The organism is Agromyces sp. GXS1127, assembly GCF_050565425.1.
Classification (GTDB): Bacteria; Actinomycetota; Actinomycetes; order Actinomycetales; family Microbacteriaceae; genus Agromyces.
The window spans coordinates 20,854-38,177 of the sequence record NZ_JBOCIG010000003.1 but is presented as its reverse complement, the minus strand read 5'-3'; the positions used below and the strand labels follow the sequence as shown (position 1 = coordinate 38,177).

Sequence of the window (17,324 nt, the reverse complement as noted above, 5' to 3'; positions counted from 1 at the left end):
GCCGCTCACGCGAGCCGCTCGATGCGAGCCCGGATCCGGGCGTGGATGTCCTCGACCGGCAGCGTCGCGTCGACGACGACGAACCGCTCGGGCTCGGCCTCGGCGAGCACGAGGTAGGCCTCGCGGACCCGGGCGTGGAACTCCCCCGCTTCCGCCTCGAGCCGGTCGTACCTGGTCCGCGCCCCGTCGAGCCGGCGGCGCGCGACCTCCCACGGCAGGTCGAGGAGCACCGTGAGGTCGGGCGCGAGGCCCTCGGTCGCCCACTCGGAGATGGATCGCACCTCCGCGGCGTCGAGCACGCGACCCGCGCCCTGGTAGGCGACGGACGAGTCGATGTAGCGGTCCTGCACGACGACCTCGCCGCGCGCGAGTGCCGGGCGCACGACCGTGGCGACGTGGTGGGCCCGATCGGCGGCGTAGAGGAGCGCCTCGGCGCGCGGGGCGATGTCGCCGCGGTGGTGCAGCACGATCTCGCGCACCTCGACGCCGACGTCGGTGCCGCCCGGCTCGCGGGTGCGCACGACCGTGCGACCGTTAGTCGTGAACCACTGCTCGAGGAGTTCCGCCTGGGTGGTCTTGCCCGATCCGTCGCCGCCCTCGAGGGTGAGGAACAGCCCCGGGCTCACGAGCTCTTCTTCGCCGTGCGCGTGCCGGTGCGCTTGGCCGGCGCCTTCGCGCCCGACTTCGCGGCGGCCGTGCGCTTGCCCCGCGCCGGTGCCGGACCCTTGTCGCGCTTGATCTGCAGCAGCTCCACCGCGCGCTCGAAGGTGATGTCCTCCACGGACTCCGCCCGCGGGATGGTCGCGTTCGTCGTGCCGTCCGTCACGTACGGCCCGAACCGGCCGTCCTTGACCTTGATCGGCTTGCCGCTGACCGGGTCCTCCGCGAACTCCTTGAGAGCGCTCGAGGCGCGGCGGGCGCCGTACTTCGGCTGGGCGAACAGCTCCTGCGCACCGGCGAGGTCGATGTCGAAGATCGCGTCCTCGCTCGGCAGCGTGCGGGTGTCGGTGCCCTTCTTGAGGTACGGGCCGTATCGGCCGTTCTGCGCGGTGATCTCGTCGCCTGACTCGGGATCGAGACCGACCACTCGCGGCAGGTCCAGCAGCTTCAGCGCGGTGGCGAGGTCGACCTCCTCGATCTGCATGCTCTTGAACAGCGACGCGGTGCGGGGCTTCGGGGCGGCGGCCTTCTTCGCGGCCCGCCTCCTGGGTGCCTCGACCACCTCGCCGGTCGCCGGGTCGACGGATGCCGCGGCAGCCGCCTGCTCCTCCGGCTCGGGCTCGACCTCGGTGACGTACGGGCCGAACCGGCCGTCCTTGACCACGACCTGCTTGCCGTTGTCGGGGTTCGCACCGAGCACCCGGTCGGTCTGCACGGGTGCGTCGATGAGCTCCTGCGCCTTCTCGGTCGTCAGCTCGTCGGGGGCGAGGCCCTCGGGGAGGTTGACCCGGCGCGGCGGGGCGTCGGCGGCCGCCTCCGGGTCCACGACCTCGAGGTAGGGCCCGTATCGCCCGATGCGGAGCGTCACGCCGGGGCGGATCGCGATGGAGTTGATCTCACGCGCGTCGATGTCGCCGAGGTTGTCGACCACCTGGCGGAGGCCGGTGTGGCGGTCGCTGCCGAAGTAGAACTCGTTGAGCCAGTCGACCCGGTCGGCCTCGCCCGAGGCGATCCGGTCGAGGTCGTCCTCCATCTCGGCCGTGAAGTCGTACTCGACGAGGTCGCCGAAGTGCTCCTCGAGGAGGCGCACGACCGAGAAGGCGACCCAGCTCGGCACGAGCGCCTGGCCGCGCTGCGTGACGTACCCGCGGTCGAGGATCGTCGAGATGATCGACGCGAACGTCGAGGGGCGGCCGATGCCCAGCTCCTCGAGCCGCTTGACCAGGCTCGCCTCGGTGTACCGCGGCGGCGGGCTCGTCTCGTGGCCCTTCGCCTCGAGCTCCGCGAGCCCGACGGCCTCGCCCTCGGCGAGCTGCGGGAGCTTCGCCTCGCCCGGCGTCTCGTCGGCGTTGCGCTCCTCGTCGCGGCTCTCCTCGTACGCGGCGAGGAAGCCGCGGAAGGTGATCACTGTGCCGCTGGCGGTGAACTCCGCGGTCGTGCCGGCGACCGCGGCCGTCGGCGACTCGGGCGCCGCGGCATCCGTCGCCGTCGGACCGACCTCGATCGTGACCGTCGCGGTCTGCCCCTTGGCGTCGGCCATCTGGGAGGCGACCGTGCGCTTCCAGATGAGGTCGTACAGCTTGAACTCGCTGCCGCGGAGCACGCTCTGCAGTTCGGACGGCGTGCGGAACACCTCGCCGGAGGGGCGGATCGCCTCGTGCGCCTCCTGCGCGTTCTTCGACTTGCCGGCGTACGCGCGGGGCTTGTCGGGCACGCTGTCGGCGCCGTACAGCTTCGTCGCCTGGGTGCGCGCTGCCTGGATCGCCTGCTGCGAGAGCGACACCGAGTCGGTGCGCATATAGGTGATGTACCCGTTCTCGTACAGCGACTGCGCGACGCGCATGGTGTCGCGCGCCGAGAGGCGGAGCTTGCGGGCCGACTCCTGCTGCAGGGTGGAGGTCGTGAAGGGCGCGGCCGGGCGACGCGAGTACGGCTTGGACTCGACGCGGCTCACGCGGCGGGCGACCGTGTCGTCGCGGATCGCCGCGGTGAGCGACTGCGCGGTCGCCTCGTCGAGCACGACCGCCTTGCCGGTGAGCCGACCGGCGTCGTCGAAGTCGCGGCCGGTCGCGATGCGCTCTCCGCCGACGCGCACGAGCCGTGCCTCGAACGACGAGGTCTCCTTCGTGAACGTGCCGATCAGATCCCAGTACGAGGCCGCGACGAACGCGAGGCGCTCGCGCTCGCGGTCGACGACGAGCCGGGTCGCGGCCGACTGCACGCGGCCGGCCGAGAGGCCGGGACCGACCTTGCGCCAGAGCACCGGCGAGACCTCGTACCCGTAGAGGCGGTCGAGGATGCGCCGGGTCTCCTGCGCGTCGACGAGCGCCGTGTCGAGCTCGCGCGTCTGTTCCTTCGCCTTGAGGATCGCGTCCTTCGTGATCTCGTGGAAGACCATGCGGCGAACGGGCACCTTGGGCTTCAGCTCCTGCAGGAGGTGCCACGCAATGGCCTCGCCCTCGCGGTCCTCATCGGTGGCGAGCAGGAGTTCGTCGGCGCCCTTCAGCGCGCGCTTGAGTTCGGCGACCGTCTTCTTCTTCGCATCGGAGACGACGTAGTACGGCTCGAACCCGTTCTCGACGTCGACGGAGAACTTGCCGAGCGAGCCCTTCTTGAGCTCCGGCGGCAGGTTCTTCGGCTCGACGAGGTCGCGGATGTGACCGACGGAGGAGAGCACCTCGTACCCGTCGCCGAGATAGGCGGCGATCGACCGCATCTTGGTCGGCGACTCCACGATCACGAGTTTCTTCGCGCCAGACACCGGACTCCTCTTGCTAATGGACGGGAACGAGGGACGCACATCATCGCCGCGCCCCCGAGCGGTGTGCCATCGGCCGGCGCAGGACGCCGACATGGCACACCATACACATATCGACCGTGAGGACACCGCTCATGGCACGAGGCGACGACGGGAGGAAAGCCCCTTGCGCCGGTGCAGGACGAGTGGAGAATGACGGCATGGACACGTCATCCGGCACCTACACCGCCAAGCTGATCGACGGGCCTCTCGAGGGGAAGACGGTCTCGACCGGGTTCCTCGACACCGGCGATCCGCAACCCCGGATCAGCTTCCCCGGCGACGGCGGCAAGCACTACGTCTATTCCCGGGGCGCGGGGCTCGAGTTCGAGTCGCCGGGCGACGACCGCCCGTCGGCCGTCGAGTACCGCTTCATCGAGACCGTCTTCGACTGAGGCGGATGCCTGAGGCGGGGCGCAGCACGTCGGTGCGCCCCGCCTCAGGCCCGCCGACCGTCTGGATCACACGTGGCGCTCGTCGACCCCGTCGTAGTGCGAGAGCGGGCGGATGAGCGCGTTCGACGCGGCCTGCTCGATGATGTGCGCCGTCCAGCCCGTGACCCGCGAGGCCACGAACAGCGGCGTGAACGTCTCGGTGTCGTAGCCCATGAGGTGGTAGGCCGGGCCCGACGGGTAGTCGAGGTTCGGGTGGATGCCCTTGCGCTCGACGAACTCGCCCGAGAGCGCGTCGTAGAGTTCGGCGAGGTCGGGCCGGTCGTAGTGTGCGATGAGCGTGTCGAGCGAGGACTTCATGGTCGGCACGCGCGAATCGCCGTTCTTGTAGACGCGGTGGCCGAAACCCATGATCTTGCGCTTCTCGGCGAGCGCCGCATCGAGCCACGGCACGACGTTCGCGGCATCCCCGATCTCGTCGAAGATGCGCATGACGGCCTCGTTCGCCCCGCCGTGCAGCGGACCCTTGAGCGCGCCGATCGCGCCCGTGACCGCGGAGAACAGGTCGGCGAGCGTCGAGGTGATGACGCGCGCCGTGAACGTCGAGGCGTTGAAGGAGTGCTCGGCGTACAGGATCATCGACACGTCGAAGGCATCGACCACGACCTGGTCGGGCACCTCGCCGAAGGACATGTACAGGAAGTTCGCCGAGTAGTCGAGGTCGTCGCGGGGGTCCACGAGCGCCTCGCCGCGACGGCGCCGCTGGTCGTACGCCACGATCGCCGGCAGCGCCGCGAACAGCGACATCGACTTGGCGAGGTTCGCCTCGCGGCTCGCGTCGTCGGTGGTCGGGTCGGAGGCGCCGATGACGCTCACCGCCGTGCGGACGACGTCCATCGGGTGCGCGGTCGTGGGCAGCAGGTCGATCGCGGCCTTCACGTTCGGCTGCAGCGCCCGGCCGGCCCGCTCGGCGGCACGGAACTCGGCCAGCTCCGCGGCATCCGGCAGCTCGCCGTGCCAGAGCAGGTAGGCGACCTCCTCGAAGCGCTTGGTCGCGGCGAGCTGCTGCACCGGGTAGCCGCGGTACAGCAGCGAGTTGGTCTCGGGGTTCACCTTCGAGATCGCGGTCGTGTCGACCACGACGCCGGCGAGGCCCTTGCGGATCTCGGGTGCGGGCGCCGGGGCGGTCATCGTGTCGGTCATGTCGTGCTCCTCTCGGGGCCGCGCCTCAGCGCGCGACCGTGAAGTTGAAGATGGAGGTGTCGAAGTGGTTGTAGCCCTCGTAGTCGATGAGGTCGTAGAGGTCGGCCCGGTGCTGCATCTCCGGGAGCAGGCGCGTGAGAGCACCGGCATCCGCCAGCTCGTCGAGGCCGCGGTCGGCCGCGCCCATCGCGAGGCGCAGGAGCGAGACCGGCCAGATCACGAGGTTCATGCCGACGTCGGCGAGCTGCTGCACGGTGAACAGCTCGCTCTTGCCGAACTCGGTCATGTTGGCCAGCAGCGGCACGTCGACCGCGGCACGCATCGCCGCGAACTCCTCGAGCGAGCGCATCGCCTCGGGGAAGATGGCGTCGGCGCCCGCGTCGACGAGCGCCTTCGCGCGATCGATCGCGGCGTCGAGGCCGTCGACCGCGGCGATGTCGGTGCGCGCCATGATGAGGAAGTTCGGGTCGCGTCGGGCGTCGACCGCGGCGCGGATGCGCTGGAGCGCCGTGTGCTCGTCGACGACCTGCTTGCCGTCGAGGTGACCGCACCGCTTGGGGTTGATCTGGTCCTCGATGTGCAGGCCCGCGAGGCCCGCGTCCTCCATCTCCTGCACGGTGCGGGCGACGTTCATGGGCTCGCCGAAGCCGGTGTCGGCGTCGACGATCGCGGGCAGCTCAGTCATCCGCGCGATCTGCTTCGCCCGGACCGCGACCTCGGTGAGGGTCGTCAGGCCGATGTCGGGCAGGCCGAGGTCGGCGGAGAGCACGGCGCCCGAGATGTAGACGCCGTCGAAGCCCTTGCGCTCGATGAGTCGGGCGGAGAGCGGGTTGAACGCGCCGGGGAAGCGGAGCAGCTGGCCGCTCGCGAGGCGCTCGCGGAATCCGGCGCGCTTGTCGGCCGGGGTGGTCTGGGCGTACAGCATGGGTCCTCCTAGAAGATGCCGCGGGGCGTCTCGAACTGGGCGAGCACGCCGGGCGCGGCGATGATCGTGAGTTGGCCGAGCTCGTCGGGGCCGAGCTCCGGCAGGCGCTGGGCGACGTCGAGGAAGCGCTCGATCTCGGCCGCCTCGAGCACGCCGTCGGCGAGCGTGCGGAACTTCTCGACGTACTGCTCGCGGCCGAACGGCCGGGCGCCGAGCGGGTGCGCGTCGGCGACGGCGATCTCGTCGGCGATGGTCGTGCCGTCCGTCAGGGTGATCACGACGCGGCCGCCGAACGCCTTCTCGGCGATGTCGAGCGAGTGGTAGCGGCGGGTCCACTCCGGGTCCTCGACGGTGGTGACCTTCCGCCAGAGCTCGACGGTGTCGGGGCGGCCGGCGCGTTCGGGCGCGTACGAGTCGACGTGGTGCCACGTGCCGTCCTGCAGGGCGACGGTGAAGATGTACGGGATCGAGTGGTCGAGCGTCTCGCGCGACGCGGTCGGGTCGTACTTCTGCGGGTCGTTCGCGCCCGAGCCGATCACGTAGTGCGTGTGGTGCGACGTGTGGATGACGAGGCTCGCGATGCGCGACGGCTCGGCGACGAGTTCGGGGTGCTCGCGGTTGAGCTTGCGGGCGAGGTCGATCCAGGCCTGCGCCTGGTACTCGGCCGAGTGCTCCTTCGTGTAGGTGTCGAGGATGGCGCGCTTCGCCTCGCCCTGCTCGGGCAGCGGGACCTCGTAGCTCGCGTCCGGCCCGTCGAGGAGCCACGCGATCACGCCATCCTCGCCCTCGTAGATCGGCACGGGGCTCGTCTGCCCGCGCATCGCGCGGTCCACGGCCTCGACGGCCATCTTCCCGGCGAACGCGGGGGCGTGCGCCTTCCAGGTCGAGATCTCGCCCTTGCGCGACTGGCGGGTCGCGGTCGTCGTGTGGAGGGCCTGGCCGACGGCCTGGAAGATCGTCTCCGGGTCGAGGCCGAGGAGCGTGCCGATGCCCGCCGCGGCCGACGGGCCGAGGTGCGCGACGTGGTCGATCTTGTGCCGGTGCAGCGAGATGGCCTTCACGAGGTCGACCTGGATCTCGTAGCCCGTGGCGATGCCGCGCACGACCTCGCGGCCGGTGAGGCCGCGCTGCGAGGCGAGGTGCTGCGCGACCGCGACGATCGACGGGATGTTGTCGCCCGGGTGCGAGTACTCCGCCGCGAGGAACGTGTCGTGGAAGTCGAGCTCGCGGACCGCGACCCCGTTCGCCCACGCCGCCCACTCGGGGCTCGTGCGACGCGCGGGCTCGAGCCCGAACACGGTCGCGCCCTCGCCGCCGACCGACACGGGGTGCGCGGTCGCCTGCGACCGGGCCGCGATGATCGGCCCGCGGGTGAGGGATGCCGCGGCGACCGAGGCGTTGTCGATGACGCGGTTCACGACCATCTCGGCGACCTCGTCGGTCACCTCGACCGGGTCGGCGGCGACCTCGGCGATCTTCCAGGCGAGCTGGTCGGGGCGGGCGAGGTTCTCCTCGCTGCGGTGGACGCGCACGTGGTGCTGCTGCACGGTTCGGCCTTTCGGTTCGGTGTTCGCTTCGTTCATTGCGGTGGTCTGCGTGCCCGCTGGGAACCGGGCGGTCCGGCCGATCGCAACGGGGCGGCCGATCAGGCGAGCGGATGCCTCGCTCACGCGACGCGCGGCCCGTCATCGGCCTCGGCCGACCGTGCCGCCTCATCGTCCGGAGCGCTCGCGAGCGCGTTGGTGAGGCTGCGGTGGAGGTGGACGTGGGTGGCATGGGAGGCGAGCTCGGCATCGCCGGCGATGATCGCATCGACGATGAGCTCGTGCTCGGCCGCGGCCGCCCGGAGGCGATCCGGGTTGTGGCGCGAGAGACGGCGGATCCGGGCCGAGTGGAGCTGCACGCTGCGCAGCGCGGTGCCCAGGAACGGATTGGCGGCCGCGTCGTCGATCGCCGCGTCGAGGTCGTCGACGATCTCGAAGTAGCTCGTGAGTCCGGCTTCGCCCTCCCCGAGGAGCCGGGGTGCGTCGCGCAGCCGGTCGCGGATCACGAGGAACGGGCCATCCGCCCGCCGTCGTGCCGCGAGGCCCGCAGCGCGCGCTTCGAGCGCCTCGCGCAGCTCGTAGAGCGCGACGATATCGTCCCTTGAGATCGCCGTGACGATGGTGCCGCGCGCGGTCGGCTCGACGAGGCCGTCTGCGGCGAGCCGACGGAGCGCTTCGCGGACCGGCGTGCGGCTGACCCCGAGCCGCACGGACTGCTCGACCTCCTGCAGGACGGTGCCCGGCCCGAGCACCGCGTCGAGGATCTCGCTGCGGAGGGTCTCGTACGCCCGCTCACCGGCTCGCATGCGGCCCTCCGTCCTCGTCGTCGACGACTCATGTATACACGGGCGCCGCGATCAGCGCAACGAAGACACTGAAATCTGCGAATAGGCCAAAGGACCCTCGCCTTTCGACCCCTCTATGTATACATTGAGCGCCAGCGCACCACAGCCGGTGCGGAAGACACGCAGTCCCGAGGGCATGCACCGCCGCTGTCCTCGAGGGAGGAACCCCGCGATGAGCACGACGACGAGCTACGCCGACGAGTACCGCCGCAGCATGGAGGACCCCGAGGGGTTCTGGCTGGACGCGGCCGGTCTCATCGACTGGGTCCGCCCGCCCGCCCGAGCGCTCGACTCCGGTGCCGCGCCGCTCTACCGCTGGTTCCCGGATGGCACGCTGAACGTCAGCGCCAACGCGCTCGACCGCTGGGTCGCCGCCGGGCGGGGCGACCAGGTCGCCCTCGCCTACGACTCCGCGATGACGGGGTCCAAGCGCACCTTCACCTACGCCGAGCTCCTGCACGAGGTCGAGCTCTTCGCCGGGGTGCTTCGTCGCAACGGCGTCGAGCGGGGCGATCGCGTCGCGATCTACCTGCCCATGACTCCGGAGGCCGTCATCGCGATGCTCGCCTGTGCCCGCATCGGCGCCGTGCATTCGGTGATCTTCGGCGGGTTCGCGACCAACGAACTCGCCGTGCGCATCCAGGACGCCGCGCCGAAGCTCATCGTCACCTCCTCCGGCGGCCTCGAGCCCGGTCGGGTCGTGGAGTACCTGCCGATCGTCGAGAAGGCGCTCGCGATGATCGTCGGCGACCGTTCGGTCGCGGGCACCGTGACGAGCTCGATCACGGTGGTCGCGGAGGACGAACTGAGCGTCGAGGCCGTGATCGTGCGCAACCGCGAGGCGGTGCCGGGGGATGCCGCGGCGTTCGACGGTCGCGTCGGCGTCCGCTGGCTGGACTGGGAGGACGAGCTCGCCCACGCCGATCCGGTCGCGCCCGTCGAGCTCGCGGCGACGGATCCGCTCTACATCCTCTACACCTCGGGCACCACCGGCACGCCGAAGGGCGTGGTGCGCGACCACGGCGGCTACGCGGTCGCGCTGGCATGGTCGATGCGCAACATCTACGACATCCACGCGGGCGATGTGATGTGGACCGCATCCGACGTCGGCTGGGTCGTCGGCCACAGCTACATCGTCTACGGGCCGCTCCTCGCGGGCGCCACGACCGTGCTCTACGAGGGCAAGCCGATCGGGACGCCCGACGCCGGCGCGTTCTGGCGGATGGTCGAGGAGTACCGCGTGAAGGTGCTGTTCTCGGCGCCCACGGCGGTGCGCGCCATCCGTCGCGAGGACCCGGCGCTCGAACACCTCGCCGGCTACGACACGTCGAGCCTCGAAGCCCTGTTCCTCGCGGGCGAGCGCCTCGACACCGAGACGTACCACTGGATCGACGACGCACTGCACTGCCCGGTGATCGACCACTGGTGGCAGACCGAGACCGGGTGGGCGATCGCCGCCAACCCGCGCGGCATCGAACCGCTGCCGGTGAAGCCCGGCTCCCCCACCGTGCCGGTGCCCGGCTATCGCGTCGGCATCGTCGACGGCACGGGCCGTCCGGTCTCGACCGGGCTCGAGGGCAACATCGTGCTCGAGCTGCCGCTGCCGCCCGGGAGCCTGCCGACGCTCTGGGGCGGCGACGAGAAGTACGTGTCGTCGTACCTCACCGCGTTCCCGGGGCACTACGCGACGGGCGACTCCGGCTACCTCGACGACGAGGGGTACGTGTACGTGATGGGTCGCACCGACGACGTCATCAACGTCGCCGGACACCGCCTCTCGACCGGAGGCCTCGAGGAGGCCATCAACGGCCACCCGGCGATCGCCGAGGTGGCGGTCATCGGCATCCGGGACGAGCTCAAGGGACAACGTGCGGCCGGCTTCGTGACGCTGAAGCACGGCACGGTCATCGACCACGACGTGCTCGTGCGCGAGGTCGTCGCGCTCGTGCGCGAGACCGTCGGCCCGGTCGCGGCCTTCCGCGACGTGACCGTGCTCGACCGCCTGCCGAAGACGCGCTCGGGCAAGATCCTCCGGAAGACCATGCGGCAGATCGCCGACGGGGAGCCGTACAAGGTTCCCGCGACGATCGAGGACCCCACGGTGCTCACCGCGCTCGAGGCGGCGCTCGGGCGCTGAGCCGGTCGCGATCGCAGGAGCGTACCGGCAGCCGTGTCCGGTCGCGCCGACCGGCGGATGGCGCCAGGTCACCCGGCCCAGCCGGGCGGCCCAGCACGGGCCGTCGCCGTGGCGCTCAGCGGGCCGCCCTCGACGACGACCGAGATGAGCGCGGTCGGCCCGTCGACCGAGCACGTCACGACGGTGGCGCCGTTCCTGCTCGCGAGCCGTCCGGCGACGACGCAGGGTTCACCGGCAATGGCCCCGCTCAGCGCATCGGCCGCGGCGAGAGCCGAGGCATCCGCGGCGTTGGCTGCCTGCTGCGCCAGGACCGACGCGCCCAGCACGCCGACGACCGCCACGGCGAGCGCGACCACGGCGCCGAGGATCGCGACGGCGACGACGGTCGCGGCGCCGGTGTCGGCCGCCACGCCGCCGACCGGGCGCACATGCCCGTCGTCCGGCGGGCGGGCGACCAGGGGCGCGTGCGCGTCGTCCTCCGGTCCGACGACCGTCGCAGCCCCCGCCTCGTTCGCCAGGCCGGCGACCGCGGGCGCATGCGCCTGGTCCGCCGAGCGCCCCGATCGGCGGGCGCGGCGGGATCGGGGACGACGGGCACCGGACGCCGTCACAACCCGCCCCGCATCGCGCACGACTCGGCGTGCAGCTCGAGCGCGGCGAGCAGGCCACCCGGGCGGCTCGACAACCGCGCGCAGACGAGATCGCCCTCGTCGAGGATCGTGAGGCCGGTCTCGCCGACGTGCCGCGATGCGATGCCGACGGCGATCTCGGCCGTCTCGCCCCGGCCGAGCGCGCGGGCCGCGTCGGCCGCGGCGTCCGCCAGCCGGACCTGCAGCGCGACCGCATGCACCGACGCGAGCGCCGCGGCGAGCACCAGGGCGATCGCGGGCAGCGCGACGGCGAACTCCGCCGTCACGCTGCCCTGCTCGGCGTCACCCGACCGTGAGCGCATTCCGCACGAGGTCGGTGAGGATGCCGCGGACCTCGTCGCCCCGCAGGATGACCACGAGGAGACCGGCGAATCCGACGGCGGCCATCGTGGCGACCGCGTACTCCGCGGTGGCGGCGCCGCGCTCGCCCCCGAGGCGGCGTGCGAGTGCGACGAGGCGCCGGCGGGCGGCTCCGCGCCGCACGGGCTGGTGAATGGTGCCGCGCACGTCGGCGTGGTCGGTCGCGGCGGTGGACCGGCCGGCGGACGGTGATTCGTGCATGGGTTCTCCTACTCTCTGCCGCGCATGGCGGCGACTCTGCCGCGCGTGGCGGCGACGGTGGCACGAGGCGGGTCGACGTCACGCGGCAGCGCCGAGGGTGCCGGTGACGACGGAGATCATGAGCGGTGCGACGCCGAGCAGCACGAATGCCGGCAGCACGCAGCAGCCGAGCGGGATCATCAGGCGCACCCCGAGCGTCGCGGCACGGGCGGCGCCCGCCGACCGCGCCGCGCCGCGGACGCGACCGGCCTCGGCGCGAAGCAGGTCGGCGACGGGGGCGCCGGCCCGCTCGGCGAGAGCGACGACGGATGCCGCCTCCACCGTCGAGGTCGCATCCGGCAGGTGCCCGGAGAGCGCGTCACGCACCATCCGCTCGGCCCTGGCGACCGAGGCGCCGCTCGAGAGCGCCATCGCGAGCAGCTCGAGTTCGAGGCCCGCGGAGGGCTGCGCGACCGCGGCTCGTCGGATCAGGGCGCGGTTCCACCGGGCGCCGCCCCACAGCAGCGCACTGCCGAAGATGAGGCAGGCCACGCCGACCGGCCCGCCGAACAGCACGCCGAACGTGTCGAAGCCGAGGAGGGCGCCGAAGGCGACCGCGATGAGCGGCAGCGCCGCCACGAGTCGCGCGCTCGCCGCCGGACCGGCGAGGAGGGCTGCCGCCTCTCGTCGGAGCTGCGCCTCATCGCGCAGGGTCGCGGCGAGCATGGTGAGGCATCGCGCGAGCGGCGCCCCCGAGGCATCCGCCACCGCCCAGGCCGCGGCAAGGACCGACCATCCCGGCGACGCGGCCGGATCCGTGGACCGGGCGGATTCGACGGCGACCGCGACGGGCAGCCCGTCGACGGCCGCTCGCGCCGCCGCGGCGATGACGCCCGCGTCCGGCGTCGGCGCTGCGTCGTCCGCCGCGGCCGCGTCGAGCGCCGCCCAGGCCGTCGCCGGTGCGAGTCCGGCCGAGAGGAGGGCGGCCATCCGTTCGGCGATCCCCGCGACGAGGTCGATGCCGGCCGATTCATCGCGTCGCGCGCGACCGAGCAGCCGGCCGAGGAGCCGGCCGAGGAGCCGGCCGAGGAGCAGGCGCTCCCGCCGGCGCCCGGGCAGCGGCAGGGGCGGCGTCGACCGCAGCGCACGGGTCAGCACGCCTCCACCTCCAGTCGGCCGTCGACGAGGGCGAACCCGCCGATGCCGCCGACCCGACGCCGTCCATCGCGGCGCTCGAGGTGCACGACAAGGTCGAACGCGCTGACCGCCTGCCTCGCGACCGCTTCGGCGGACATGCCGGCGCTCGCGCCGAGGGCTTCGAGTCGCGCGGGCACGTCGGCGAGGGAGTTCGCATGCAGGGTGCCGGCCCCGCCGTCGTGCCCGGTGTTGAGGGCGGCGAGGAGGTCGCGGAGCTCGGGCCCGCGGCACTCCCCCACCACGAGCCGATCCGGACGCATGCGCAGCGCTTCGCGCAGCAGGGCGTCGAGCCCCACCCGGCCGGCGCCCTCGAGGTTGGCCTGCCGCGCTTCCAGGGACACCGCGTGCGGGTGCGCCGGCCGGAGCTCCGCGACGTCCTCGAGCAGCACGATCCGGTCGCCCGGAGACGCCTCGGCCAGCAGCGCGCCGAGCAGGGTCGTCTTGCCCGTGCCGCCGGCACCGGTGATCAGGAGGTTGCGCCTGGCGGCGACCGCGTCGCGGAGCCGCACCTCCTGGTCGGGATCGAACATGCCGGCGCGCGCCAGCGTGCCGAGGCTCGCACCGGCGGCTCGCGGGACGCGGATCGAGAGCAGCGTTCCGGACGCCGACAACGGCGGCAGGACCGCGTGCACCCGGATGCCGTCGCCGAGCCGGACGTCGACCGCCGGCGTCGCCTCGTCGATGTGCCGGCCGCCTCGCGCGATGAGGTGCACGGCGAGCGCGCGCACCTCGGCCTCGTCGGCCCGCCATTCCGGTCGGTGTTCTGGTCCGGCGCCGCGATCGAGCCAGAGTCCGTGTTCGCCGTTCACGAAGAGATCGGTGACGCCCGCGTCGGCGGCGAACGGGGCGAGCGGCCCGAGCGACGTGACGTCGGGTGCCGCCGCGCGGTCGGTTCCGGGCACGGGTGCGTGCGGCGGCGCCCCGAGCGCGGCCCGGTCGGCGCCGGCGGCCGACACCGCGACATCCGGCAGCTCGCGGTCTTCGGGAGGTGCCCACTCGGGCGCGGCGTCGGTCTCCCACGACGGGACGGCGACGAACGGGGCGGACATGGGCACGACGCTAGGCGGCACTCGGGAGGCGCCGGCGGCGGGGAACGCCCGAAACGAGACGAGCCCTCCGCCACGCCGTTGTGGAGGAGAGCTCGTGCCGTCGACGTCTCGGACGCCGCGTTAAAAGAAGGGGGCGGCACCCATTGGGGGGAACAGGTGCCGCCTCGGCAACGCACCGATTGGGGGGAATCAGATGCGCTGCAGGCCTCGAATCGAAGTTGTTCGGGCGTACATCAGTGTAGGGGCTGGAGGTCCATGCGCAAGTACTTTTTGTCCTCATTTGTGTGGACACACAGGAATCTCGTCGAGATCCTCTAGCCGGAGCGCCTGCGAGAGCCGAAATCACGTGCGAAACGCACAATCCGCAACGATTTCCATCGACCCGCGCCGTGTCGTGCCCTGGCGCTCGGCCGCCGATGCGGTCGCCCAGCCGCGATGCCGCCCGTCGCGCCCCCTCGCGCGAGGCCCACCATACGCCCGCCGCAGGCGCGAGCGCGAGCGATACACGCAGCGAAACATCGGGCGGCTGGCGCTATGGTGCTGTGTGGGGCAGGCGACCCGTCATCTGAACACTTCGCGAAGGAGCGATCGCACCACTATGAACGCGCAGATCGATCACGCGCTCGAGGAGATCCGGCGCTTCCGCCCGAGTCCCGAGTTCGCCGCCCAGGCCGTCGCCGACGAGGGCCTCTACGACGCCGCTCGCGCAGACCGGCTCGAGTTCTGGGCCGACCAGGCCCGCACGCTCCTCCAGTGGGAGAAGCCGTTCACCCGCACGCTCGACTGGACGAACCCGCCGTTCGCGAAGTGGTTCGACGACGGGGAGCTCAACGTCGCCGTGAACTGCCTCGACCGGCACGTCGAGGCCGGCCTCGGAGACCGCGTCGCCATCCACTGGGAGGGCGAGCCCGGCGATTCCCGCGACATCACGTACGCCGAGCTGACCGACGAGGTCAAGCGCGCGGCCAACACGCTGACCGACCTCGGGGTGGGCGAGCAGGACCGCGTCGCGATCTACCTCCCGATGATCCCCGAGGCCGTCGTGGCGATGCTCGCGTGTGCGCGCATCGGCGCCATCCACTCGGTCGTCTTCGGCGGGTTCAGCGCCGACAGCCTCGCATCGCGCATCGACGACGCCGAGGCATCCGTCGTCATCACGGCCGACGGTGGCTACCGCAAGGGCCGCGTGTTCCCGCTGAAGCCCGTGGTCGACGAGGCACTCGACAAGGCCGAGGGCGGCACGGTGCGCAACGTGCTCGTCGTCAAGCGCGGCGAGAACGAGGTCGACTGGAACGCCGACCGCGACCTCTGGTGGCACGAGACCGTCGCGACCGCGTCGAACGAGCACGTAGCGCAGGCGTTCGAGGCGGAGCATCCGCTCTTCATCCTCTACACGTCCGGCACCACCGGGAAGCCGAAGGGCATCCTGCACACGTCGGGCGGCTACCTCACCCAGGCCGCGTTCACGCACAAGAACGTGTTCGACCTGCACCCCGAGCGCGACGTCTACTGGTGCACGGCCGACGTCGGCTGGATCACCGGCCACTCGTACGTCGTCTACGGTCCGCTGGCGAACGGCGCGACCCAGGTGCTCTACGAAGGCACCCCCGACACGCCCCACCCCGGCCGCTGGTGGGAGATCGTCGAGAAGTACAAGGTCTCGATCCTCTACACGGCGCCCACCGCCATCCGCTCGTTCATGAAGCTCGGCCGGCAGATCCCGCACGAGTTCAACCTCCGGTCGCTGCGGCTGCTCGGCTCGGTCGGCGAGCCGATCAACCCGGAGGCCTGGATCTGGTACCGCCACGTCATCGGCGGCGGCTCCATCCCCGTCGTCGACACCTGGTGGCAGACCGAGACCGGCGCGATCATGATCTCCGCGCTGCCGGGCGTCACCGACCTGAAGCCGGGATCGGCGCAGGTGCCCGTCCCGGGCATCTCGATCGACATCCTCGACGACGACGGCACGCCGGTCGACGGCGAGGGCGGCGGCCTGCTCGTCGCGACCGAGCCGTGGCCGTCGATGCTCCGAGGCATCTGGGGCGACCCCGAGCGGTTCAAGGAGACCTACTGGGAGAAGTTCGGCGACAAGTACTTCGCCGGCGACGGCGCGCGCCGCGACGAGGACGGCGACATCTGGCTGCTCGGCCGCGTCGACGACGTCATGAACGTCTCGGGCCACCGCCTGTCGACCGCCGAGATCGAGTCGTCGCTCGTCGCCCACCCCTGGACCGCCGAGGCCGCCGTCGTGGGCGCCTCCGACGAGACCACCGGCCAGGCGGTCGTCGCATTCGTGATCCTCAAGGCCAGCCAGGTCTCGCACGCCACCGATCCGTTCGAAGCGAGCGAGGAGCTGCGCAAGCACGTCGCGACCCAGATCGGCGCGATCGCGCGCCCGCGGCAGGTCTTCATCGTCAACGAGCTGCCGAAGACGCGCTCGGGCAAGATCATGCGGCGCCTGCTGCGCGACCTCGCCGAGGGCCGCGAGGTCGGCGACACGACGACGCTCGCCGACACCTCGATCATGGAGGTCATCAGCGCCCAGGTGCGCTGACCCCGTCGAACAGCGGATGCCGCGGCCGGGCGTTCCGGCCGCGGCATCCGTCGCGCGCGGGCCGCGCGGCCCGGCCGCCGCTAGGCGAACTGGACGACGAGCTCGACCTCGACCGGGGCGTCGAGCGGGAGCACCGCCACGCCGACGGCGGACCGCGCGTGGCGGCCGGCATCCCCGAAGACCTCGCCGATGAACTCGGACGCGCCGTTCACCACCCCCGGCTGCCCCGTGAAGGCGGGGTCGGATGCCACGAAGCCGACGACCTTCACCACGCGCGTCACGCGGTCGAGCGAGCCGAGCTCGGCCTTGACCGCGGCCAGGGCGTTCAGGGCGCAGAGCCGGGCGTACTCCTTGGCGTCGGCGGCCGGCACGAGGCCGTCCCCGTCGCCGACCTTGCCGGTCGCGGGCAGCGCACCGGCGACGAACGGCAGCTGCCCCGACGTGAAGAGCAGGTCGCCCGTCACGACGGCGGGCACGTACGCGGCGACGGGCGCCGCGACATCCGGGAGCTCGAGGCCGAGCTCGGCGAGGCGGGCCTCGGCGGAGACGGCGGCCATCAGGCGTCGCCCTCGAACTGCTTGGCGGCCTGCGCCGCCGCGGCCCGGCCGGCGGATGCCGCGGCCGACGAGTCATCGCCGGCGGGGCGCTTCAGGTAGGCGACGAGGCCGCCCTCCGGGCCCTGCACGACCTGCACGAGCTCCCACCCCTCGGATCCCCAGTTGTTCAGGATCGCGGCGGTGTTGTGGATGAGCAGCGGGGTGGTGATGTACTCCCAGGCGGGCATGGCGACTCCTCGATGTCGGGACGGGCGGCTATCCTGAGGCTCAGCCG

Annotated in this window: 16 protein-coding genes; 3 read left to right on the top strand and 13 right to left on the bottom strand. The window is 72.2% G+C overall.

Annotation, left to right across the window (positions count from 1 at the left end; translation table 11 throughout):
- Nucleotides 1-5: 5 nt before the first annotated feature.
- On the bottom strand, nucleotides 6-626 hold the full coding sequence (tmk, locus tag ACQ393_RS05675; RefSeq protein WP_430645857.1) for a dTMP kinase: 621 nt from the start codon (nucleotides 624-626) through the stop codon (nucleotides 6-8).
- On the bottom strand, nucleotides 623-3,421 hold the full coding sequence (gene topA / locus ACQ393_RS05670) for a type I DNA topoisomerase (RefSeq protein ID WP_430645856.1): 2,799 nt from the start codon (nucleotides 3,419-3,421) through the stop codon (nucleotides 623-625). The genes tmk and topA overlap by 4 nt, the downstream gene beginning before the upstream one ends.
- 197 nt (nucleotides 3,422-3,618) lie before the next feature.
- On the opposite strand from topA, the gene ACQ393_RS05665 reads away from it, so the two are divergent.
- Nucleotides 3,619-3,852 carry a hypothetical protein gene (locus tag ACQ393_RS05665; protein WP_430645855.1) on the top strand — a complete coding sequence of 78 codons (234 nt, stop codon included), beginning with the start codon at nucleotides 3,619-3,621 and terminating at the stop codon, nucleotides 3,850-3,852.
- A 66-nt stretch (nucleotides 3,853-3,918) separates the two neighbouring features.
- Here the strand turns inward: ACQ393_RS05665 and ACQ393_RS05660 are convergent, their stop codons facing one another.
- The 4 genes from ACQ393_RS05660 to ACQ393_RS05645 all read right to left on the bottom strand — a co-directional run bounded on the left by ACQ393_RS05660 (nucleotide 3,919) and on the right by ACQ393_RS05645 (nucleotide 8,327).
- On the bottom strand, nucleotides 3,919-5,052 hold the full coding sequence (locus tag ACQ393_RS05660; RefSeq protein ID WP_430645854.1) for a bifunctional 2-methylcitrate synthase/citrate synthase: 1,134 nt from the start codon (nucleotides 5,050-5,052) through the stop codon (nucleotides 3,919-3,921).
- Between the two features lie 25 nt (nucleotides 5,053-5,077).
- A complete protein-coding gene (gene prpB, locus ACQ393_RS05655) occupies nucleotides 5,078-5,977 on the bottom strand; it encodes a methylisocitrate lyase (RefSeq protein WP_430645853.1) in 900 nt (299 codons plus the stop codon).
- Nucleotides 5,978-5,985: 8 nt separating this feature from the next.
- Nucleotides 5,986-7,524 carry an MmgE/PrpD family protein gene (locus tag ACQ393_RS05650; RefSeq protein ID WP_430645852.1) on the bottom strand — a complete coding sequence of 513 codons (1,539 nt, stop codon included), beginning with the start codon at nucleotides 7,522-7,524 and terminating at the stop codon, nucleotides 5,986-5,988.
- Between the two features lie 119 nt (nucleotides 7,525-7,643).
- Nucleotides 7,644-8,327: a GntR family transcriptional regulator gene (locus ACQ393_RS05645; protein ID WP_430645851.1), complete on the bottom strand. Its 684-nt coding sequence runs from the start codon at nucleotides 8,325-8,327 to the stop codon at nucleotides 7,644-7,646.
- 211 nt (nucleotides 8,328-8,538) lie between these two features.
- On the opposite strand from ACQ393_RS05645, the gene ACQ393_RS05640 reads away from it, so the two are divergent.
- Nucleotides 8,539-10,503, top strand: a complete 1,965-nt coding sequence (locus ACQ393_RS05640; RefSeq protein ID WP_430645850.1) for an AMP-binding protein — start codon at nucleotides 8,539-8,541, stop codon at nucleotides 10,501-10,503.
- A gap of 68 nt (nucleotides 10,504-10,571) precedes the next feature.
- On the opposite strand, the gene ACQ393_RS05635 is transcribed toward ACQ393_RS05640, so the two are convergent.
- From ACQ393_RS05635 to ACQ393_RS05615, 5 genes are all read right to left on the bottom strand, one after another.
- Entirely contained in the window at nucleotides 10,572-10,913 is a 342-nt protein-coding gene (locus tag ACQ393_RS05635) for an Rv3654c family TadE-like protein (protein WP_430645849.1), read from the bottom strand.
- Between the two features lie 197 nt (nucleotides 10,914-11,110).
- Nucleotides 11,111-11,419: a TadE family type IV pilus minor pilin gene (locus ACQ393_RS05630; RefSeq protein WP_430645848.1), complete on the bottom strand. Its 309-nt coding sequence runs from the start codon at nucleotides 11,417-11,419 to the stop codon at nucleotides 11,111-11,113.
- A gap of 16 nt (nucleotides 11,420-11,435) precedes the next feature.
- Entirely contained in the window at nucleotides 11,436-11,714 is a 279-nt protein-coding gene (locus tag ACQ393_RS05625; RefSeq protein ID WP_430645847.1) for a DUF4244 domain-containing protein, read from the bottom strand.
- A 78-nt stretch (nucleotides 11,715-11,792) separates the two neighbouring features.
- Nucleotides 11,793-12,851, bottom strand: coding sequence for a type II secretion system F family protein (locus ACQ393_RS05620; RefSeq protein WP_430645846.1), 1,059 nt, complete (start codon nucleotides 12,849-12,851; stop codon nucleotides 11,793-11,795).
- Complete coding sequence (locus ACQ393_RS05615; RefSeq protein ID WP_430645845.1) at nucleotides 12,845-13,939, bottom strand: TadA family conjugal transfer-associated ATPase; 1,095 nt, start codon at nucleotides 13,937-13,939, stop codon at nucleotides 12,845-12,847. Before ACQ393_RS05615 ends, ACQ393_RS05620 begins: the two co-directional genes overlap by 7 nt.
- Nucleotides 13,940-14,537: 598 nt before the next feature.
- Between ACQ393_RS05615 and acs the strand changes: the two genes are divergently transcribed.
- Nucleotides 14,538-16,493, top strand: coding sequence for an acetate--CoA ligase (gene acs / locus ACQ393_RS05610; protein WP_430645844.1), 1,956 nt, complete (start codon nucleotides 14,538-14,540; stop codon nucleotides 16,491-16,493).
- Between the two features lie 80 nt (nucleotides 16,494-16,573).
- Here the strand turns inward: acs and ACQ393_RS05605 are convergent, their stop codons facing one another.
- Complete coding sequence (locus ACQ393_RS05605; RefSeq protein ID WP_430645843.1) at nucleotides 16,574-17,050, bottom strand: RidA family protein; 477 nt, start codon at nucleotides 17,048-17,050, stop codon at nucleotides 16,574-16,576.
- Nucleotides 17,050-17,277: a hypothetical protein gene (locus ACQ393_RS05600; protein ID WP_430645842.1), complete on the bottom strand. Its 228-nt coding sequence runs from the start codon at nucleotides 17,275-17,277 to the stop codon at nucleotides 17,050-17,052. Before ACQ393_RS05600 ends, ACQ393_RS05605 begins: the two co-directional genes overlap by 1 nt.
- Between the last annotated feature and the right edge of the window lie 47 nt (nucleotides 17,278-17,324).